19 protein-coding genes are annotated in these 20,625 nt (G+C 35.9%); 4 read left to right on the plus strand and 15 right to left on the minus strand.

The window, feature by feature from the left end:
- Positions 1–169: 169 nt before the first annotated feature.
- From EQM13_RS10170 to EQM13_RS10180, 3 genes are read right to left on the minus strand one after another with little or no spacing between them, the layout of a single operon-like run.
- Complete coding sequence (locus tag EQM13_RS10170) at positions 170–1,105, minus strand: hypothetical protein (RefSeq protein ID WP_128752597.1); 936 nt, start codon at positions 1,103–1,105, stop codon at positions 170–172.
- 4 nt (positions 1,106–1,109) lie between these two features.
- Entirely contained in the window at positions 1,110–1,919 is an 810-nt protein-coding gene (locus EQM13_RS10175) for an ImmA/IrrE family metallo-endopeptidase (protein ID WP_128752598.1), read from the minus strand.
- Between the two features lie 5 nt (positions 1,920–1,924).
- Positions 1,925–2,290 (minus strand): DNA-binding protein, encoded by a 366-nt coding sequence (locus EQM13_RS10180; protein WP_128752599.1) that lies wholly within the window; start codon positions 2,288–2,290, stop codon positions 1,925–1,927.
- A 398-nt stretch (positions 2,291–2,688) separates the two neighbouring features.
- On the opposite strand from EQM13_RS10180, the gene EQM13_RS10185 reads away from it, so the two are divergent.
- Together EQM13_RS10185 and EQM13_RS10190 are read left to right on the plus strand one after the other, a co-directional pair.
- Positions 2,689–2,946, plus strand: coding sequence for an AbrB/MazE/SpoVT family DNA-binding domain-containing protein (locus EQM13_RS10185; RefSeq protein ID WP_128752600.1), 258 nt, complete (start codon positions 2,689–2,691; stop codon positions 2,944–2,946).
- Between the two features lie 5 nt (positions 2,947–2,951).
- On the plus strand, positions 2,952–3,326 hold the full coding sequence (locus EQM13_RS10190; protein ID WP_128752601.1) for a type II toxin-antitoxin system PemK/MazF family toxin: 375 nt from the start codon (positions 2,952–2,954) through the stop codon (positions 3,324–3,326).
- A gap of 453 nt (positions 3,327–3,779) precedes the next feature.
- Here EQM13_RS10190 and EQM13_RS10195 read toward each other — a convergent pair whose 3' ends face one another.
- The 7 genes from EQM13_RS10195 to EQM13_RS10235 all read right to left on the minus strand — a co-directional run bounded on the left by EQM13_RS10195 (position 3,780) and on the right by EQM13_RS10235 (position 14,551).
- The gene (locus EQM13_RS10195; RefSeq protein ID WP_128752602.1) at positions 3,780–5,852 is read right to left on the minus strand and encodes a DUF262 and DUF1524 domain-containing protein; all 2,073 of its coding nucleotides are present in this window, start codon (positions 5,850–5,852) and stop codon (positions 3,780–3,782) included.
- A gap of 13 nt (positions 5,853–5,865) precedes the next feature.
- Positions 5,866–8,904 carry a type I restriction endonuclease subunit R gene (locus EQM13_RS10200; protein WP_206172663.1) on the minus strand — a complete coding sequence of 1,013 codons (3,039 nt, stop codon included), beginning with the start codon at positions 8,902–8,904 and terminating at the stop codon, positions 5,866–5,868.
- Between the two features lie 406 nt (positions 8,905–9,310).
- On the minus strand, positions 9,311–9,814 hold the full coding sequence (locus EQM13_RS10215) for a restriction endonuclease subunit S (protein WP_114219271.1): 504 nt from the start codon (positions 9,812–9,814) through the stop codon (positions 9,311–9,313).
- Positions 9,804–11,309, minus strand: coding sequence for a type I restriction-modification system subunit M (locus EQM13_RS10220; protein WP_114219272.1), 1,506 nt, complete (start codon positions 11,307–11,309; stop codon positions 9,804–9,806). The genes EQM13_RS10215 and EQM13_RS10220 overlap by 11 nt, the downstream gene beginning before the upstream one ends.
- Before the next feature lie 77 nt (positions 11,310–11,386).
- Positions 11,387–11,611 (minus strand): helix-turn-helix domain-containing protein, encoded by a 225-nt coding sequence (locus EQM13_RS10225; protein ID WP_114219291.1) that lies wholly within the window; start codon positions 11,609–11,611, stop codon positions 11,387–11,389.
- 75 nt (positions 11,612–11,686) lie between these two features.
- Positions 11,687–13,054, minus strand: coding sequence for a M20/M25/M40 family metallo-hydrolase (locus tag EQM13_RS10230; RefSeq protein ID WP_114219273.1), 1,368 nt, complete (start codon positions 13,052–13,054; stop codon positions 11,687–11,689).
- Positions 13,055–13,066: 12 nt separating this feature from the next.
- A complete protein-coding gene (locus EQM13_RS10235) occupies positions 13,067–14,551 on the minus strand; it encodes a YfcC family protein (RefSeq protein WP_114219274.1) in 1,485 nt (494 codons plus the stop codon).
- A gap of 856 nt (positions 14,552–15,407) precedes the next feature.
- Between EQM13_RS10235 and EQM13_RS10240 the strand changes: the two genes are divergently transcribed.
- Both EQM13_RS10240 and EQM13_RS10245 read left to right on the plus strand, forming a co-directional pair.
- Positions 15,408–15,710, plus strand: a complete 303-nt coding sequence (locus tag EQM13_RS10240; RefSeq protein WP_071141407.1) for a type II toxin-antitoxin system RelB/DinJ family antitoxin — start codon at positions 15,408–15,410, stop codon at positions 15,708–15,710.
- Between the two features lies 1 nt (position 15,711).
- Positions 15,712–16,035, plus strand: a complete 324-nt coding sequence (locus EQM13_RS10245) for a type II toxin-antitoxin system RelE/ParE family toxin (RefSeq protein ID WP_114219275.1) — start codon at positions 15,712–15,714, stop codon at positions 16,033–16,035.
- Positions 16,036–16,144: 109 nt separating this feature from the next.
- On the opposite strand, the gene EQM13_RS10250 is transcribed toward EQM13_RS10245, so the two are convergent.
- The 5 genes from EQM13_RS10250 to murJ form a co-directional block, all read right to left on the minus strand.
- Positions 16,145–17,269, minus strand: coding sequence for a radical SAM protein (locus tag EQM13_RS10250; protein WP_128752603.1), 1,125 nt, complete (start codon positions 17,267–17,269; stop codon positions 16,145–16,147).
- Positions 17,270–17,426: 157 nt separating this feature from the next.
- Entirely contained in the window at positions 17,427–17,738 is a 312-nt protein-coding gene (locus tag EQM13_RS10255; RefSeq protein ID WP_128752604.1) for a type II toxin-antitoxin system RelE/ParE family toxin, read from the minus strand.
- On the minus strand, positions 17,728–18,036 hold the full coding sequence (locus tag EQM13_RS10260; RefSeq protein ID WP_114219278.1) for a type II toxin-antitoxin system Phd/YefM family antitoxin: 309 nt from the start codon (positions 18,034–18,036) through the stop codon (positions 17,728–17,730). The genes EQM13_RS10255 and EQM13_RS10260 overlap by 11 nt, the downstream gene beginning before the upstream one ends.
- Before the next feature lie 109 nt (positions 18,037–18,145).
- Positions 18,146–18,583: a hypothetical protein gene (locus EQM13_RS10265; protein ID WP_128752605.1), complete on the minus strand. Its 438-nt coding sequence runs from the start codon at positions 18,581–18,583 to the stop codon at positions 18,146–18,148.
- Positions 18,584–18,818: 235 nt separating this feature from the next.
- Positions 18,819–20,375 (minus strand): murein biosynthesis integral membrane protein MurJ, encoded by a 1,557-nt coding sequence (murJ, locus tag EQM13_RS10270; RefSeq protein ID WP_114219280.1) that lies wholly within the window; start codon positions 20,373–20,375, stop codon positions 18,819–18,821.
- Positions 20,376–20,625 lie beyond the last annotated feature (250 nt).

The raw sequence follows: 20,625 nt of genomic DNA on the forward strand, positions 1-20,625 counted from the left end.
GAAATCATCCCACTGAAATTAAACAGGGATTTATTTTAACAAAATATTAAAAACTATATTATCCTTCTTTCATATTATACCATTTTCGTCATAACCTTGACCTCCAATTTTTTTCTTATTATACCACAGAATACTTTTTGTAAGTCAATGCCTCTACACCTATACCGATTCAATAATATACTGTAAAATTAATATCATTCAATAACTTATCCTGTAATTTTTCCTTATCGAAATCTTTTTCTTTTGGTTTTAGATCATATTCTTCCGAACAAAAAACTTTTATATTCCTATCTTGATATATACAATCTAATATATTTTGAAGCTCAACCGTATGTATTAATCCTTCTTTTATAAGGATCTGACAGAGAGCAGGTGTTGTCAATAATGAACATTTCTTTGCCCCCATATGTTTTTTTAAGTTCTCGGACATCAGCAATAACTTTCTAATAGAACTTCTGTCTTCACTGAGAATAATATACTTATATTCATTTACATCCGGAATATTAGATAAAATTGATATACAGACCATAAACAATTCTTCTGCAAGATTATCTTCTGATTTTTTCTTTGATCTGGCCATTTGAAAAAATTCAGAAAATAGTTCAGTTTTTTGATAACTCTCATTCCCGCAAAATTTTCGTACCATATCACTTCCGGAATTAACAATAATCTCATCTACTGAGCCTTTCCATTTTCGGGCTATTCTCAAAGCATATTTTAAAAAGTTATTAAAAACATCCCCACTATAGCTATAAACTCTTCTTAAACACTTCAAAGAATCTTCCTCATCAAATATCAATACGTTTATACCTGCATCTGACAATCTTTTTATGAAATCAATATGTTCATCCCATATCATATGATTATTAGAGCACATCTCCATCAAAACAGTTTTAGTTATTATCACAATTCCATTTTTATTTTTTATATAAGATAATAATGGAGTAATATCAGAAATTTTTGCATGACTCCTAATGGCACAAGTATCATAAATAAAGCAGATATCTGCTACTAATATCATATCCACTGCCTTTTTCTTATCAAGAACTACATACTTTTTAATCTCATCAAAGTTATAAGGGGCTTCCATATATGTTTTCTCCATTGGACTACCCCCTTATCTCTTGATATAATTTTCTCATATTGTTTTTAATTCTTTCTAACTCTGTTTTTCTCATCAATTCTCTTGAAACAAGATATTCACCTTTTTTATTTACTAATGCCAGTAATTTCTCAAAATCATCATTTTTTGATCCCTTTAACAATTCCGTATTTAACCATAGCATATCAAACTCAGCACTTATTTGTTCGCCGGTGGTATTTAATAACTTTTTCAAACTACCGCCATCTTTAAGTAATTCTAACTCATAGCATCTAATTAAAACCGCCATGTATGGTGCTGTAAAGTAATTCATCAATTTGACAATTGTCTGTATTTCAGATTTACTTTCTTCAGATTCTTGCTCGAACTTATTAAACATCTTAATAAATTTTGACTCCGGCATCATAAGACAGGATGCAAAATGGTTGGCTATCATTTCTTCTTCATGATCATAATAATTTTCATTCATGTAAAGTTCAGCAGACTCTTTGAAAGAATGGTATTGATAGAGAATGTGATAAATTTCATGACATAAAGAAAAATTAACATTTACTCTCGGTAATGATGAATTTAGTAAAACATATTTTGAACCATCTCCGCTAAAACATATGGCTCCTATTTCAATATCTTTAAAAGGAATTTCTGCCAGTAAATAACCGTTTTTACTAATAACGGCTCTGGATATCTGCATAATATCAAGCAAATCATCCTCATTTTCCATATTTGCTTCATTATAAAATTCTTTTAATTTCCTATTCACTAAATCTTTATTTTTTTTATTATTTGAAATTATCTTCCGGAACTTTTTAAAATCCACTTGGGTCACTCCTTACATGAATTTATTAATCTTTTCTCAACTCCAAGAACAGCATCTATATTCTCCAAGAAATCAATTAATTTTAGTGCAAATTCTTTTTGCTCAACTTTTGGTTCTCCGGCATAAAACGCAGCATTTAGATTTTCTATGGTTTTATTATTTGAAATGCCGATATTATCTCTAAGAAAAAATTCTGTTTTTTCTCCTAATGCATATGCTATTTTTTCCATATCACTAACGGTTGCTTCCTGTACGCCATTTAATATTCTTGACAATTTATTCGTCTCAATCCCTGATTTCAAGCTTATATATACTTTTTTTATTTTCTTGGCAGTTAAATACTTATTAACATTGTCAATAAATTTACTCATTATATTGCCTCCTTTTTATTATATAATGATATATTATCTTCTCTTATGATTATATAATACTTCCAAATTGAATATATATCAATCTTTATATCATTTTTTGATATTTTATTTGATTCTAATTATATTCACCCAATACGAACTTAAGTCACTAATCATTCTTTTCCGCCTCCTTCCCCAGTATTCAGATAATTATTTTCTGTAAGAGTTGAAGTTTCAAGGGCTGCAATAGGGAATAACTGTATAAAACAATTTATTTTTTTAAATATGGATGATATCTATATATTTTTCCCTACAGTAACTTGACTGTATCAAAATAAAAATATAATTTGACAAGACGTATATACAAGTATATACTATATATGAGAAAAATAAGTAAATTCTAAAAAGAGGTGATTTAAATGAAAACTAATTTAGTTAAATGGGGAAATAGTGCTGCTATTCGTATACCAAAGGCAATATTGGAAAAGTTAAATATAGACAGCAATAATTTTGAAAATATAAGTTTTAATATAGACATAGAAGGAGATAAATTAATATTAGGAAAAAAACAAAAAAAAACAAAATTTGAACTTTTAGCGGAAAAATCCACAGGAGAAAAGTTGAATCCCAGAATAGATATTGATTGGGGTAATTCTGTCGGAAAAGAGGTGTGGTAATAGTTATGACTGACTTAGATAAAAATAATCATAATAACTTAGAATTCGGAGATATAATAAAAATCAATTTTTCACCCTCTAAAGGACATGAACAGAAAGGTTACAGACCAGGGCTTGTAATATCTGACCCTATTACTCAAAAAGAATTGAACGGAATAGTAACTGTAGCTCCAATAACAAATTCAACCAGTACTTTTTTTACCAGAGTAAATTTGGATAAATATAATATTCAGACCAAAGGTGATATATTGATAGATCAAGTTAAAGTTTTGGATTTGAGCGAAAGGCAATATGAATTTATAGAAAAAGCACCCAAAGAAGCGTTAAGCGAGTGTAATATTATATTTAATGCCATCTATGAAAAATTGTTAAATTCCTAATAGAAGCTATAGACTTCAAGTCTCCACGCATGAGAGTAACAGATGCGCTTTCCATGGCTATGTCCGTCCCGGTACCCATTGCCATTCCTACGTGTCGGCAGTGGCAAGGGTAGGATAACCGAGAGCATCACCAATTGCTCCACCCAATAAACAAGCTTTAAAACTATCATGAATATCCATCATTTAACCTCCCAAGTAAAAGATACGATATCACTTACATCTATATTATCCGGCTCAATATATTGTCGGAGAGTAAATATTATTTATATGCAGCTACAGCAAAAATATTTGGAGTAAAAAAAACGATTTAACTGTGAACGGTAACCTTGCCCAAGGAAATACCAACTATTTGATCGTAAAAAACCGTCAGCTGCTTCGGCAATTAAATCCTTTCCGTCAGTCGGTTTTTCTCCATAAGCTCACTGACCCCAACCGTTCCCCATGTCTTATAGCTTAATCGGCTTGAATATGATATGCCTGATCGACAATTGCCATCACATCATCAAGTTGTCCCAGCGAATCAAAAAACACCTCGACATCGCCATTTGCCCAGCGTCCGAGTTCACTCACATCCCTGCAAATACCTTTTGGGTCGATAACATCTTCGAACGGCATATTCACTGAAAGGCACAACCGTTCTTTATGAATTACGATATCAACAAAGTTAGTATCCAGTTTATAGGCAACATACATCTTTTTAAATTCCTTGTGAACATCCGGAGACAAATTCATAATCCTAAGATCCAACTTTTCAAACAACATCCGGGTAAATTGATTTAAATGCTCATAGCTGTTAAGTGTATATTCGGGCTTTGCATTTTGGTTTTTTTTATAAGGGGCCATTTTCTCTTCAGTAATTGACGGATAAGGCCAAATCCGCAAGGCTTTTGTTCCAAGCTCTTTGGCGCGTTCCTGAATCTTCTCAGCGTTCCATGTGTCTTGCAAAACCACATAGCTGTTGATGCGTAATGCGCTCTGCTTGAATCCTCCTTCCATATTGAGCTTTTCAGTGAAAGAGTAATCGCCCATTTCGGCATTGTATGCTGTCAAAGTAAGGTTGCCAAGCGTATGTAGGTATGTTCTTTGCACTTTTTGCCAATCATGACCTAAATCAGAAATCCATTCTCGGGAGAGATTCGGATTCTGTGGCATAATGTGCTCGATGGTATAATTTTCAATAGTGATAGATGCTTTATTCTGAAAATTTTCGAGTTTGCTTAAAATATAATTTCTGATGCGCATATTATAAACATCCCGTGTAGTCAGAATGGAAACAAACTTCTCATCAGTCGGGAATTCTTTATAAGATTCCATAAGTACGAATGCCGCCTTGATAGAATTCAAATAGTCACTTGGATTTATAAAGTTTTTAAGGGTAGCAAACGTCTTGTTCAGGGAGTTAGTCGGGATATTACAAACTGCACGCCTTAAGACATAATTGATGCACATCTTGATAATCTCAATGAGTTCATCAAGAGTAATGGATCCCTTTTCCCAATCCTTATGAACTCTCAGTAAAAACGGATAAACTACCTCACTCCGTAAGGCCTGAATCTCGGAATAACAGGCTTTGAGGGCCGGTTCACTGCTCCTACAGAAGCACATGTCCGTGTAGTACTTGGAAAAAGTATATATATCTTGACAAAGATCGCCCACGGAGTTGAATCTACTATTCAGGTGATACTGCTTGAATTCCTCGTATACGTGATTTATCTTCGGTATATGTCCAAGCTTCATCGTCAGGTAATCACGGAAGAATCTATCCATAAGAGCCGACCGCCTTTCATAATCAAATAGCAGCTCCGTTGGCCTCCAGATGTTTTCATATACATAAATCTGCTCATCGTTATCCAATCCCATGAGGATATAATTTCTAATAAGGTCAGATTCAGACAAATCCATGCCTGTTGAATTTAAACTTTCAAATATTGCCTGTGGATCATCAACCTGCCTGTCGAGCGTGATATTCACGATCTGCAATTTGCCAATTGACTCATATATAGCAGCAGGTTTCAATACCCCGGATGTAACTTTTTCAACAAAAAAATTGTAGTTTTCGATAATGCGGGATGGCTTCTTATTTGTGATTGGTTTCTTCTCAATCAAATCTATGAGAGCATCGCGGTCAGCTTCGGTCAAGAGCATCTTGTATCGATCATAACCAGACTGGAAATCATTTTTCAGGCACAGACTGGTTATCATCGGAGCATTAATAGTCTGATCATCTTGGTGGTGCGCATCCGCATAATCCCGAAGAGCAATAAGAAGCAATGTCAGTGTGGTCATGCGCTGCTGCCCATCAATGATCATGAACTTCTGGACACCGGTAGGCATGGCTTGTTCTGCAATATTAACAATGGAACCCACAAAATGACCAGCCTTGTTTTCTTTCTGCATTGCAACAATGTCTTGCCATAGGCGCTGGCATTGTTCCCGCTCCCAACTATAAATTCTCTGATAGACCGGTATGACAAACTGCTTGTAGCCGTTCAATATTGCAAACATATTACCTTTAATAGCATCCATATGTATTCCCTCCTTATCTCATATCCGCGTTATCCGTCCACATTTCACACTGACCGATAACTGTCATTATAGCATCTTCCAAGCCTTCTGGTGGATAATTATGTTTCTTTAACAGACGCTTCACCATTCTGCGCATCCCGGCACGAGCGGATTCTTTCTTTTGCCAGTCTATCGTTCGGTTCTTTCGCAGGGAATCAGTCAGTTCTTTTGTAATGGCAATGAGCTCTGAATTTTGATAGAAATCCTTTACGGCCGCAGGTTTTGTCAAAGCATCATAGAAAGCAAGTTCTTCTTCAGAAAGACCGAGTTTTTCGCCCTCATAGTGAGCCTTTGTCATGTCAGCAGCCATTTTCATAAGCTCGTCGATGACCTCTTCGTTTGTAAGCATGCCGTTCAGATATGCCTTCATGATTCGGCTTAGCATATAAGAAAACTTCTCCGATTTTACAAGGTTAGTACGGCGATAGACAGATACCTGCTCTGCGATCAATTTCTTCAATAATTCGACGGCAAGGTTTCTTTCTTTCATTTGGGCTATTTCTTCAAGGAATTTCGGGTCAAACAGGTTGAATTCCTCATTGACATCGGAAAATAAGTTGATGACGCCTTCACTCTTTACACTCTGTTTGAGAAGTTCATTGATTCGATCGTTGATATCTTTAAATGAGAGCCGTCCTTTTCCTTCGACGCGCGTAAGCATGGTACGGACGGCTTCAAGATATGCTGCTTCAAGCCGGCTTTTCTCATCGACCATACTTTTGCAAAGTGAGAATGCCTGATACAGCATTAAACTCTCACGTATAAAGTGATTCCGCTTTTCTTCTTTTGAAGGACCTGTAAGGAAATCTGCACCACGGCTAATCAGTTTTGCTCTGGTCAGATCGCTGTTTGTAGTCATAAATTCCGTATAGTCAAAACCATATAAAAGTTCTCGGCAGACAATGAGTTTCTCTTCAAACTTCACTAACGCCGTCTTGGCAATGTCCATATCGCCGTAATTCTTCTTATCACGGACGGTGTAGTCATTCATCGCCTGCTTTAATGCGGAGGCAATGCCAACATAATCAACAATCAAACCGCCTTCTTTATCGCGGAAAACCCTGTTGACCCGTGCAATAGCCTGCATAAGATTGTGCCCAGCCATCGGTTTGTATACATACATGGTCGCCAAGGACGGAACATCAAAGCCTGTAAGCCACATATCAACAACAATAGCAATTTTCATCGGATCATCATTATCTTTGAATTTCCGGGCCAGCTCTTCCTTGTGCTGTTTGTTACCAATAATCTCTTTCCAGTCCTCCGGATCTTTATTCCCTGAAGTCATAACAACGCCGACTTTTTCTTTCCATGCCGGACGCATTTCAAGTATCCTGCGGTAAATTTTCATGGCGATCTCACGGGAATAAGCAACGATTATGGCCTTTCCCGTCAGAACGTATTGCCTGCTATCTTCATAGTGAGTAATAATATCCGTACAGAGTGCATCAATTGTCTGGGGAGCCCCAAGTATACTTTCCATACGACTGAGCTCATGCTTACTCTTTTCAATAGCATATTCATCGGCACTTGCCGCCATGGCATCATATTCTTTATCGATCATGTGCAAGGTTGCTTCATCAAGTTTTAGGTTAATGACCCGGCTTTCATAATAAACCGGCCTCGTTGCACCATCCTCTACAGACTGTGTCATATCATATATATCGATATAATTGCCAAAAACTTCTGTAGTACTGCGATCTTTTAAAGAAATAGGTGTACCGGTAAAGCCAATATATGTAGCATTTGGAAGAGCATCACGAATAATCCGTGCTGTTCCTATAGAGATTTTACCGGTCTTTGGGTCGACCTTTTCCTCAAAGCCATACTGACTTCTGTGGGCCTCATCGGCCATCACAACGATGTTATGACGTGTTGACAGGGGCTCTCCTTGTTCCTCGAATTTTTGCATGGTCGTGAAAATGATTCCGTTCGCTTCGCGGCCTGAAAGAAGCTTTATCAGGTTAGTGCGGCTGTCAGCCTGCACCGGTGTTTGACGAAGAAAATCTTTGCATTTGGAAAACTGACCAAAAAGCTGATCGTCCAAATCGTTGCGGTCTGTAATAACGACAAGAGTCGGGCTGTTCAATGCCTTCTGGAGCTGCTTGGCATAAAAAACCATCGACAGTGATTTCCCGCTACCCTGAGTATGCCAAAAAACACCACCCCGACCGTCACCGTCAATGCCGGAAGCTTTCACGGTAGAAGCAACAGCCTTCTTTACGGCAAAGTACTGGTGATAGGCTGCCAGAATTTTAGCATCTGAACCATCTTCTTTGGAAAAGCAGATAAAATTTTTTATAATATCAAGGAAACGGTTCTTTTCGAACATTCCCTCAAATAGCACATCAAAGGCCGCATATTGGGTGTTTTCGTAGTTACCGTCGGTTGTTTTCCATTCCATGTAGCGATCTTCGCCTGCCGTGATTGTCCCGGCTTTAGACATGGATTGATCACTTATCACACAGAAAGCGTTGTATATGAACAATGAAGGGATGGAAAGCATATAATTGCGGAGCTGGGCATAGGCTTCCAACACGCCGGTCTCTTCGCGTGAAGGCGATTTCAACTCTATCACAACCAAATGGAGACCGTTAACAAAGACAATGACATCAAGACGTTTTTCTTCATTTTCAACATAGGTCCACTGGTTGGCCACACAGAAAACATTCTTATCTATATCTTTATAATCAACCAAATAAACGATCCCGGAACACTGTTTTCCATCCGAAAAATAGTTTACGGTTATGCCGTTCTGCAGATAATCCATGAACACTTCGTTTTTCTGTACAAGCGAACCGGCCTCAAAATTTTTGAGGTGAAAAATCGCTTCCGTAATGGCTTCAGGTGGCATAGAGGAATTTATTCGCTTCAACAACGGCTCCAAATAGTCCTCAAAAAGCGGATCGTTATAATCACGTGCTACATTTGGTCCATAATAATACGTGTACCCTAACTGATCACGAAAGATCTCAATAATTGCATTTTCAAAACTGGCTTCAGTAAATGGCATAGAAATCAACTCCTTTTCCCGGTATAAGTATAACATAAATCATTGTTTAGAAGAGATGGCGCAGGCTATTTTTAAGTCATGGTTTGTCGACTTTGAGCCATTCGGTGGAAAGCGACCGACTGCTTGGACTGCAGGCTTTCTCAGAGATATAGCTTCTGAAATCGTGTGCGGCAAGACTCCATCCACAAAAATCAGTGAGTATTTTGGTGATGATATGCCTTTTATCACAATTCCAGATATGCATGGTGTTGTATATGTCACATCCACAGAGCGGTCGTTGTCGAAAGCAGGTTCTGTTTGAAGCTATCAAGCACAATCAGCAGGGGAATGCCTTTCTTGCAATAACCCGTGACACCCTTTTGCCCCGCCTGATGTCCGGCAAAATCGACGTCTCTAATGTTGACATCTAAACCGCTAAACAATGATTTATCGCTTTATTAATATCAATTTTATTGTCAAGAGTAGAAAGCACATTAGCAATCCTAATTTGTATGGCAAGTGGTAAAATAGGGACTTCATACTGCATTATTGCCTCTTTATCACCGCGTGGCATCTTAGTTCCTTTGGCCGTGGTGGTAGCATAATCGAAAAAGTTGTCACTCGACAGTAAGTAATAGAGAAATCTTGGATTGCAATTTTTCCTTGCTCTCATTACCAGTACATCATTTGAGCAACCGCCTTCACGGTCAGCAAACCATATCTTGCGAAAGTAAGGGCGTATGTTAGATACTAACACATCAGTTGTTCGATAAGCCTGTACCTGGAAAACAGTAGGCAATCTCGTTGCGTAGGTAACTCCACCTCTATTGGGAAGCATATTCTCCGTAGAAATATAAGTTTTTAAATCCAAGTCAGCAACTGGGACCCGCGCATAAGCGAAATAGCAAAGGTCAGAAAGTTTAGATATCATATCCAATCGCCCCCAGTTTTTTCTTGATTTCCTTCTTTAGTTCATCTGACCTTTTAAACATTTCAGAGAGTTCGGAGGTCAAACGCGTCATTTTCTCTTCAAACGGTTCTCCGTCATCTTCCTGTTCTTCAATGCCGACATAGCGGCCGGGCGTAAGAATATAATCCTGTTTCTTAATATCTTCCGTCGTAACGACAGCGCAAAAACCCTGAACATCCTCAAGAGTCCCTTTTGTATATGCCTTATATGTATTGGCAATTTTGGCAATATCGTCATCTGTCAACTCGCGTAGTTTGCGTGTAACCATCGTGCCCATCTTTCGAGCATCAATAAACAGCGTTTTCTTAGGCTGTGATTTTTGCTTATTCAGAAACCAGAGACAAACAGGAATCTGCGTTGTATAAAAAAGTTGACCCGGCATGGCTACAATGCAGTCAACAAGATCATCCTCAATAATGATATTTTTACGAATATCACCTTCCCCGCTGCTGTTGGACGATAAAGATCCGTTTGCCAAGACCATGCCCATCCTTCCATGAGGTGCCAAGTGCCAGATCATATGCTGCATCCATGCAAAGTTTGCATTTCCTGCCGGAGGTATCCCGTATTTCCAGCGCTGGTCATCTTTCAATTTATCGCCGCCCCAATCAGACAAATTAAAAGGAGGATTGGCCATGACAAAGTCAGCTTTAAGAGTAGGATGCCTGTCATTAAAGAAAGTATCCGCCGGAATATCCCCGAGATCTGCATCAATGCCACGAATAGCAAGGTTCATCTGTGCCATTTTCCAGGTTGTCGGGTTCGAGTCCTGCCCATATACTGAGATATTGTTGATATTCCCGGAATGATTTTCAATAAACTTCGCCGACTGTACAAACATCCCTCCTGAACCACAGCAGGGATCGTATACACGGCCGTTGAAAGGCTGCAAAACTTCTACCAATGTTCGAACAACACATGCAGGCGTATAAAATTCTCCCGCAAGTTTGCCCTCCTGCTCCGCAAATTTCTGAAGGCAATATTCATAGGTTCTTCCTAAAATATCCTTCTCATTGTTCTCATCGACCATTTTAATATTTGTAAATAGGTCGACAATATCGCCAAGGCGGCGCTTATCAAGTTCCGGTCGAGCAAAATTTTTCGGCAGGATATTTTTCAATCGTTTGTTATACTTTTCAATTTCACGCATTGCGGTATCAATTACCGTTCCGATTTCCGGTGTATGCGCAGCGGCAGCAACAACATCCCAGCGGGCATCTTGCGGAACAAAAAAGATATTCTCGGCTTCATATTCATCTATGTCTTCTTCGAAGCCTTCACCCTCTTCAACGAGAGCTTTATGTTTTGCATCAAAGCAATCTGAAATATATTTCAGAAAAATAAGGCCAAGCACAACGTGTTTATATTCTGAAGCATCAATGTTACCACGTAAAATGCAGGCCGCATTCCATATCTGTTTCTCAAAGCCGATATCGGCAGTATTCTTTTCAGTCATCTAATTAACCTCTTTTCAAGTCTGAGTTTACAAATCAAATTATTTTCATCAACCAAAAGTGATACATAATAAGTCCCTTATTTTTGATGTGGTTCCCTCCCCTCCGCTACCATCTCCATAATATCGCTGACATCACATTCCAATGCCACACAAATTTTTCGCAATATCTCCGTATTCATATTTCCGTTTTTACCGAGTTTTGTAATTGAGGCCGAACTGATACCTGCGGCTTTCTGCAGGTCCTTTTTCTTCATATCTTTGTCAATTAAAAGCTTCCATAGTTTTTTATAGCTAATGGACATCTTCATCACTCCTGCAAATTTAGAAACCATATTATAAATAGTGTACCATAAAATTCCGGCAAGCAAAAAACATCCCTATATCTTTTTTATTAGAGCTTTATAAAAACTAATCATCTTTAAAAATCTTTCTACAGGTATCCTCTCATTGACCCCGTGCATTGTACCGTACAATTCCTTTTCCAAATATAGAGGGTAAAATCTATAAATAGCATGACAAACATTATAATATTTCCTGCTATCCGTGCTGCCCATCATGAGATACGGCACTATTCCCACACTTCTATTTTTATACTCATGAGAAGGCAAAATATCTCCTATTCTAAATTCACTAGCGATAACATCTTTTAATATATTAAAACTCTTTTCATTCATATCGGATATCTCGGAAGGCTCTTCTACAAGCAACTTTTCAATTTTAAAATCTATTCCTCTGTTTACTCTTTTTATATGCTCAATTGCTTGGTCTGTTGTGTCTCCCTGAAGTAGCCTTAAATTTGCTATTGCCGATGCTCTTTTAGGAAGTATATTGGGAGCATCTCCACCCTCTATTTGAGTAAATGCTATAGTTGTCCTTATTAGAGCATTTAAAGCAGAAATTTTACTAAGCTTCCCCTTTATTACAGGAAATAATTTATCTATATTCGAAAATATCCGCTTTTGCTTCGGAAGATTCACAGCTAAAGCCTTAAACATTTCTTCTGCTGTTATAGTTAATCTATCAGGCATTGGATTTTTCTCTATATTATTTATTATTCTTGAAAGCTTTCCTATAGCGGTATTTCTACCAGGCATAGATGAATGCCCACCGGCACTTTCGCAAGTTATTCTAATATTACTGGAACCTTTCTCAGCTATTCCTATTAAAGCCACTGGGTTACCCAATCCTTCAAGCATATCATATACTATACATCCTCCTTCATCTAAGACAAACTCAAATTCAATTTTTTCTAATTCAAATGCCCGGGCTATTTCTTTTGCACCCATGGTTCCTCCAACTTCTTCATCAAATCCAAATGCAAAATATATGTCTCTTTCATTAGGCTCAACTCCTGCAGCTATTAAACTATCCAAAGCTTCCATTAAACCTATAACCGCATTTTTATCATCTATAGCTCCCCTTCCCCATATAAAGTTATCATCTATTTCTCCGGAAAAGGGTTCTTTTAACCAAGCTCCTTCTGTGCTTTCTTCTACTGGAACTACATCGTAGTGCCCTATTAGAAGTACCGGTTTCTTCTTATTTCCTCTTTTACATCTCCAAATGTACACAGGAGAATATTTATTTATTATTCTTTTTTCACAAGTGCTTGAAACATTCTTATAATTTGAATCTAAAAATTTCAAAAACCTATCAAATTCTTTCCAGTCAACTTTTTTAGCATCTCTATTAGATACAGTTTTTATTTTTAAAGCATCAGATAAATTTTTAACTGCATTTTCCATCTTTTATCCCTCCTAAAAAGGCCCATAATTTATTTTCAATCCGATAAACAAAGCCACTACAGTCAATATCAACATTAACAGCTGAAGTTTCCAGGTCCACTTGAACCACTTTGGGTATCCTACCACAGTGAATCCTAAAGCTATCATCAAACTTGCATTTGTTGGAAACAGCATATTACTAAACCCATCTCCAAAACAGTAAGCTTGAACGACTAATTGCCTTGTTATTCCTGTTAAGTCAGCCAAAGGAACTATTATTGGCATAACTAAAAACGCCTTAGCCGAACCTGAACTTATGAAAAAATCTAAAAAGAATACCAGCATATATATGAAAAATACTGCTAAATACGAATTCAAACCTTGTATCTTAATGCAAGAATAATTTAATATAGTATCCATTATACCGCCTTCAGTTACTATGTATTTAATACTCATAGCCAACATTATTAACAAAATCGCAGGAGCTATTGATTTAAAACCTTTTACAGCAAACTTCAGCAGCTTTCCTTCCATATTAGTACCTTTTACTCTTACTGTCCCTGATACAAAAGCACCTACAAAAAACAAAAATGCAACTATAAGCAGTGAATATGACGAAAGTTCCGGAAGAAAAAATCCGGCAACTACCAGTAAACAGATTAGTATTAAAAATACACTTAAAACTTTCATTGCTTTATTTGATTTTACTTTGTCGTCTTCGGTATATTTAAGATTTACTTCTCCTTTACTATGTTCTCTTCCTTTCTCAATTCTCTCTTTTATAAATCTATCCTCTTCATATACTAAAGAAAGCTCAGGATTTTTTTCTATTTTCTTTGCATAGTTTAATATAAATCTTGAAAGTATGAGATAAACCATTACAAATATTACAGCTCTAAACCCTATGCCTGAAAACAGTGGTAATTCTGCAATTTCTTGAGCTATTGCTATAGTAAAGGGATTAAAAACAGCTGCTGTGAATCCAAAACCGGCTGCTAATGCACTCGCTCCTAAGCCTACCAGCGAATCCCAGCCCATATAATGAGATAATGTTACTACAATAGGAACTAAAGCTATTAATTCATCAAAAATGCCGAGGGTTGCCCCAAAAAACATAAAAAACAGTATTAAAATGTTTAATAACTTATACTTATTGTCCCCATATTTTTCTACTATGTTGTTCATCAAAAACTCGATTATACCAGTTTCTTCAAGGATAACAAAGGAAGCTCCTATTAACAATAAAACAAGTATTATTCCAATTACTGTTACTGAATCCGGTCCCCAGAGAACTTCTATTGGAGCGGTAATCCACCTATAAACGGGGTAATACGGTTTTTCTATTCGCCTGTAACTATCTTTTACAATAACTTCTCTTCCGTCTGTTGTAGTTCTTTGAAATTTCCCAGAGGGTACAACTACTGTGAGTATTCCCGCAATTATAACTAAAATTAATAAGATGCCTACTGATGTTAAAAATGCCTTCTTTCCAATCCTTAATGTCGATTTTTCTTCCATTTTGGCCTCCTAATTTTAATATTTTTTGTTAAAATTTCCTCATTTCCTATTTTAAAAACTATATTTAAACCAAAAGAGCCAAAGCTCAATTTCTCAAACCTTGGCCCTCGTCCTTAAAGCCGTCTTTCTCTTTTGTTTTTCTATCCTACCGTCATGTAAGTTTTTTCAAATCCTTATTATAAAGGATATTATCAGCAGCAGGAAGGTTATAATTGAAATTTGTGGTTACTTTATTACTTCAGGTTCTTTGCAAAGAAAGCTTCAGATATTATTCATACGTTCCTATTATCTATAAAATGGGACAAAAGTCAATCAATTAATCTCCTATAATATTTAAATTTTAAGTTTTTTTAATTACTAAATATTAATTTTTATAAGTTATTCTACAATCTACTGTATTAATTCTACAATATTCTTAATATTCCTTCTTATATTCCATAAATACTGCGATGTATTTTTCAAAGAACCGTAATAAACACCAAAACAATCAAATTGAAAAAGCCGAGAAAACAAATGAAAAAATTAATATAAATAAGTAAAAACTCATGAACACGTGAATCATCCATTGCCGCATATCTGCATCAAAATCCGGCAAACAAAACGTCCCTATACCGTTTATACGGCAAACACGTCCCTATACCGTTTATACCGTTTAATTATCTGCTTACATAAAGATGAAATTACCTGAATACGAAGTTCTCTGTCTGTAAAAGGAACTTAAATACATATGAAATTTTGCATAAGATACTTGAAAAAAATTAAGAAGGTTGCAGGAATTTTATATATACGAAATTATATTTATACTTGAAATGTAACTTCATATGCGTTACAATAGAAGTGAAAGGAGTTGGTTATCATGGAAAAATCAACAACATTAAATCTTAGAGTTAACCCGGATGTGAAAACACGGGCAGAAGAAGTATTAACAAAACTTGGGATACCTATGTCAACAGCAATTGATATTTATTTAAGGCAGATTGCTTTAGCCGGCGGTATTCCTTTTGCTGTAACACTGCCGAAAGTACCTGCAGATCTAAATGCTGATTTGATGACTACGCAGGAAATTCACACAAAGCTTCAGGAAGGCTTTGATGATATAAAAGCTGGAAATATGCAGAATGCTGCCAAAGCTTTTGCTAATTTCAGGAAGACACGTTAAGATGAAACATTGTATTGTACAAATTACTCCCAAAGCATTGAACGACATGGAAGAAATTTATAATTATATTTCAGAGCATTTGTTGGCACCGAAATCTGCTATGGAGCTGTATAACCGAATTGCAGACGCAATTGAAAAGCTGGACGTGTTTCCTGAACGAATGAAAATCATGCAATCAGAACCGGAACATTCTATGGAATTAAGGCATATGATAGTTGATAAATATTCTGTGTTTTATGTAATAAAGGACGAATATGTTATAGTTACAAGAATTCTGTATGGTGCTTCAGATATTAGCAAACGTTTGTCAGAAAATAATGATTAGATATAGCTACAGTTCAAAATATTATGTATAGATTAGCTCTAAATGGCGAGAGCTAACGGAAGCAAAAAAGACAAATGAAGCATCCCCACGTCTTCACCCACGTCTTCCTCTAAAAAATCAATTCTCCTGGTTTATAGCCGTCAGGCAGCTTTTCTTCACTTAAAAATTTGAAATTGTCATCACGCAGTATTGGTAAAAATACTTCGTATGGAATTCTCGAAAACTCACAGGCATAATTACTGGCTCCAAACCACTTGCCCTCTTTGCTGCCCAAATTCAAATCTCTGGCAAACTTTGTATGGTTCGAACAATCATGAACTGCTAAATCCCAGTTTTCCTCATCAGCTATTTTCATGAATTTCAGAGTTAATTCCCTGCTCCAGATTGGAGATATATAACCTAATCTTGAAATATACATGTTTTCTCCATTATAGTTGTATATGTTATTCTCATTCAAATGTAATTCCGCACAATTTATAAAATCGAGTTTTGTGTCCAGGATTGCTTGCTTTTTCTCAGAAAAACTTTTAAAAAATTCAGGAGTCATTGGAGTTTCAATACCTACATTTTTAATATATTTTTTCGCTATTCTAATATTTTCAATGACCTTGTCTGAACAATCAGAGGCTCCCAGATTGAAACGTATCTCATCGAGGCCGGCTTCGCCTAATGCTTTCAATGTCTCTTCCGTGGCTAAAGTTCCATTTGTATATAGATGCTGATAAATTTGAGCATCACTAAACTTTTTTATAACCGAATAATATTTTTCGATTTCCATGAACGGCTCTAAATAAACATAAGAAATGCCTGTGGGTTTCTGCTGGACGGAAAGAAGTAAATCAATATCCTTCTCATAAAATTTTGTGCCTCCGATTTCCCACATGCCTTCGCCAATTGGGGGAATATCATCTGTTTCTCCGTAATCATAACAGAACTTACACTTCAAGTTGCATTTGTTCGTCTTCCTGATTGCACCCAAACCGGTTCCGAAGAGGCATGAACGGCACCCTTTGGGAAATTTGCTTTTATCTCCCACAAAATAAGTTCTATTCTCCAAAGTTTTCAAACCTCTGATTTTAGACATTAACATATCATTTCTATGATCAACCGCTGCCTCAATTTGCGCAAAGGTAGAGTAAACAATCTCTTGTTGTTTTGTCATAAGTTCCTCATCCTCCGGCAATGTTGAAAAAAATTCAAACCATATCAACGCATCTTTTTTTGAAATTTTCATAATATATCCTCCTGAAAAATCAATTTAAATCTTCTTGTCGTGCTTTTCACATATTCCTCTTCTGTAACTATGACCGCCCTTACATTGGTACACAAAATGTTTCCCCGCCACTTGGGCAGAAAAGCATTCAGATTTAGCCTGAATGCTTTTTCACCTTTTATATCAAATTACGATATTCTCTTCTCCCATCTACAATGGCATATATAATAACTAACTTATCTGTTTCATTTATTTTATAAAAAATAAGATGTCTTTCAACAATCAATACTCTATACCCTTGCTTTTTTAAAATCGAATACCTAGGAACACTTCCCGACTCCGGAAACTCCTGAAGACGATTGATTGCTGTTTCAATCTTGTCTAAATATTCAAGTGCAATATTAATATTACCCGAATCACCTGCAATATAAAAAATAATTTCACGGAGCTGTTCCTCTGCTTTATCTGTTCGTAATATTTTATACCTCATCCAACTTTCCGCCTTCTTTAAAAGTTTGCTTCCTTTCTAGTAAAGACGTACGAAGATCATCAAAAGAACCCTGCATTAATGCTAATCTTCCATTTTTTACATCATCTTCCGCCTCCGCAAGTGTTCTGAGTAGTTCCAGCTCCGACTTCATCTGATAGTAATCCTGCAATCCAAGAACTGCTGTGTCACCTCGTCCATTTACAGTAATAATAACAGCATTCCTTGATTCTTTGCACTGCTTGGAAATTTCATTATAATGATTTCTTAAATCTGACGATGGCCTGATTACTGTTTCCATGCTATCACCTCATTTCGATATTTCTATAGTCATATAATATCATAATATGACTATTTTATCAAGTTATTCTTCTTGTGATAGTGTCAGGTTACTGAAACACCGCCTTGCCTTATTGCTCATTTATTTGTTTCCCATTTTGAAACCATGTTATTTTAGGATATTTAACCTGCGATTCTCCGGTATAAAACATTATGAAGGCTCCATATTCATATTTTAAATCATTAATATCATAAGTTGTATCTGTATAACACTTAAGTTTTTCTAGGTCATAATCTTGACTAACCTTGCTTTTTGATTTTTTTACCTCAATGGCTAAAGTGTTATTTGAATCCTTACCTCTTGTATGAACAATAATATCCGGTATTACTGAGATTTCGCGATATTTATCATCAATAATGTTAGAAATATTTTGACTTTCTTCTTTCAGTTTAATAACTTTTTTAATTTTAGATTCAAGAATACATATTTTTTTGGAATTGCGCAAATCCTCAATGTTCCTATTATATTCACAATCAACATCTAATGAATTACCAATAACATATTTCAATATTTAACCTCTCTTTTAATTCTTTAAAATTCATAAAATCACCTCATTTATTTTTCTAATTTATATTAACTGGAAACAAGTAACTTCTTTTGTTTAAATTAGCATGTTTGCTGTAAATTATAATTTACAGCAAACATGCAATAAATAAAAATACAAAAAAGACGAATGAAACGTCTGTATTTGTCAAGCGAAAATTAGGTCAAAAGACCATTTAACTGTCGTTAAACCGCTTATTCTATATATGAAGAATATTTGTTTTTCTAATCCTTGCCACCATATCCCTAACTTCTTCAACTTTAAAGGCATAGCACAATATTCCGTATATTATTACTCCCAACCCTACTGCAGCTAATAGTGATATCAAATTATATAATTTAGATACTCCTAACATCCCATATAACCCGTGGTAAATTAAATATACAGCAGCCCCCATTACGGCAGAAGCTATTCCTGTTTTTACGAATGTAACAATATATCCCTTAATTCCTAATGAGCCTATTTTCTTCTTCACACCGTATAAGAGCATAATAGAAGCAGCGATAGCACCTATACTGGTAGATAAAGCCAGCCCTATATGAGCCATAAATTTTACCAAAATTATATTAAGTACTATATCTATACCTACAGCTATACCCCCGATTAACATGGGAGTTTTTGTATCTTGTAAAGAATAATATACCTTATTAAGTAAAAGCTGAAGTGCCATACCTACCAAACCTATAGAATATGCCATCAGTGCCTGTGAAGTCATAACGGTTGCAGTACTGTCGAAAACTCCTCTTTCAAATGCAACTTCTACTATTGGTTTAGCCAATACTGCAAGTCCAACAGTAGCCGGCACAGTAATCATAAGTATGAAATTGACTCCATATCTCATAACCTTTTTTAAGCCGCTAATATTATTTTCACTGGATGCCTTAGATAATATAGGAAATATTACAGTAGTTATAGCAGATATAAAAACGCCTAATATAAATCCGTTTAATTTATTGGCATAATTCAAAGCCGAAATACTCCCCGTTGATAAATCAGAAGCCAAAGTTCTGTCTATAATTGCACCTATATCATTTATAACTACACTGACTAGTACAGGTAAGCTGAGTACGATAACCTTTTTTATGTATTTATCTCTGATATTAAATTTAAATTCATATTTATACCCTGCAGCTTTAGCCTCGGGAATCTGTATAATATATTGAGATATTACGGCCAACACTGCTGCTGCCATCAACCCTTTTATTCCGAATTTATCAGAAAAAAATATCAGAAAAAAAATGTAAACAAAATTAAACGGAACCCCTATTGCCGATGAAGATAAAAATCTTTCCTCAGATTGAAGATAGCCCGTAAAAGTTCCAATAATTCCACTGAATAAAATCATGGGCAACCCTATTCTTGTTAATCGTACGGCTAAATTAAACTGCTCGCCTTTAAAACCTTTTGCCAATAGTCTTATAATAACCGGTGCACCAACCCAGCTTATAAAAACTAAAATTAAAGAAATAAAAAACATGGAATTTAATATATTGTTTGTATGTTCTAACTTACCTTTTTTGCCTTCCTTAGATTCTATCTCGGAAAGAATAGGAATAAAAGTTGTACTAACAGCATTGCTTAAAAATCCGGTAACTATTCCTGTAGCAGTAAGTGCTACAAAGAACGTATCCGTTTCCATTCCGGAACCAAACTTTGCTGCAATAAGAATTTCTCTAAGAAATCCTAAAAACTTACTCACTAAAGTAAATACAACTATTATAAAGGCTGATTTGGCTGCTTGTCTTGATTTGCTCATATTTTACTCCTTTTTATCTCAGTCTAAATATTTTAAAATCTTTATACGAATTATATCATTTTATAGCTGCATCATTCAATGCATAAACCTACTTTTAAATTCTCTTTGTCCTACAACAAAACCAATAATCCTCTTAATATAGATTACTCTTTAGATAAAAAGAATGTGCAATTAAAGAAATTATTAGGTGAAAAAGGCGCAGTTGCTCTGGGTTGCGGAGGCCAAGCGTTTCATGATGCTTGACCTCTTT

Source organism: Acidilutibacter cellobiosedens, from assembly GCF_004103715.1.
Lineage (GTDB): Bacteria > Bacillota > Clostridia > Tissierellales > Acidilutibacteraceae > Acidilutibacter > Acidilutibacter cellobiosedens.

Coding starts and splice junctions, on each gene's coding strand:
- EQM13_RS10200 (WP_206172663.1), bottom strand. CDS start 8,904: ATGCCATTTACTGAAGCCAGTTTTGAAAATGCAATTATTGAGATCTTT.
- EQM13_RS10230 (WP_114219273.1), bottom strand. CDS start 13,054: ATGGAAAATGCAGTTAAAAATTTATCTGATGCTTTAAAAATAAAAACT.
- EQM13_RS10195 (WP_128752602.1), bottom strand. CDS start 5,852: ATGGATGCTATTAAAGGTAATATGTTTGCAATATTGAACGGCTACAAG.
- EQM13_RS10185 (WP_128752600.1), top strand. CDS start 2,689: ATGAAAACTAATTTAGTTAAATGGGGAAATAGTGCTGCTATTCGTATA.
- EQM13_RS10170 (WP_128752597.1), bottom strand. CDS start 1,105: ATGGAGAAAACATATATGGAAGCCCCTTATAACTTTGATGAGATTAAA.
- EQM13_RS10225 (WP_114219291.1), bottom strand. CDS start 11,611: ATGTCCATTAGCTATAAAAAACTATGGAAGCTTTTAATTGACAAAGAT.
- EQM13_RS10255 (WP_128752604.1), bottom strand. CDS start 17,738: ATGAGGTATAAAATATTACGAACAGATAAAGCAGAGGAACAGCTCCGT.
- murJ (WP_114219280.1), bottom strand. CDS start 20,375: ATGAGCAAATCAAGACAAGCAGCCAAATCAGCCTTTATAATAGTTGTA.
- EQM13_RS10190 (WP_128752601.1), top strand. CDS start 2,952: ATGACTGACTTAGATAAAAATAATCATAATAACTTAGAATTCGGAGAT.
- EQM13_RS10220 (WP_114219272.1), bottom strand. CDS start 11,309: ATGACTGAAAAGAATACTGCCGATATCGGCTTTGAGAAACAGATATGG.
- EQM13_RS10215 (WP_114219271.1), bottom strand. CDS start 9,814: ATGATATCTAAACTTTCTGACCTTTGCTATTTCGCTTATGCGCGGGTC.
- EQM13_RS10260 (WP_114219278.1), bottom strand. CDS start 18,036: ATGGAAACAGTAATCAGGCCATCGTCAGATTTAAGAAATCATTATAAT.
- EQM13_RS10235 (WP_114219274.1), bottom strand. CDS start 14,551: ATGGAAGAAAAATCGACATTAAGGATTGGAAAGAAGGCATTTTTAACA.
- EQM13_RS10180 (WP_128752599.1), bottom strand. CDS start 2,290: ATGAGTAAATTTATTGACAATGTTAATAAGTATTTAACTGCCAAGAAA.
- EQM13_RS10240 (WP_071141407.1), top strand. CDS start 15,408: ATGGAAAAATCAACAACATTAAATCTTAGAGTTAACCCGGATGTGAAA.
- EQM13_RS10245 (WP_114219275.1), top strand. CDS start 15,712: ATGAAACATTGTATTGTACAAATTACTCCCAAAGCATTGAACGACATG.
- EQM13_RS10250 (WP_128752603.1), bottom strand. CDS start 17,269: ATGAAAATTTCAAAAAAAGATGCGTTGATATGGTTTGAATTTTTTTCA.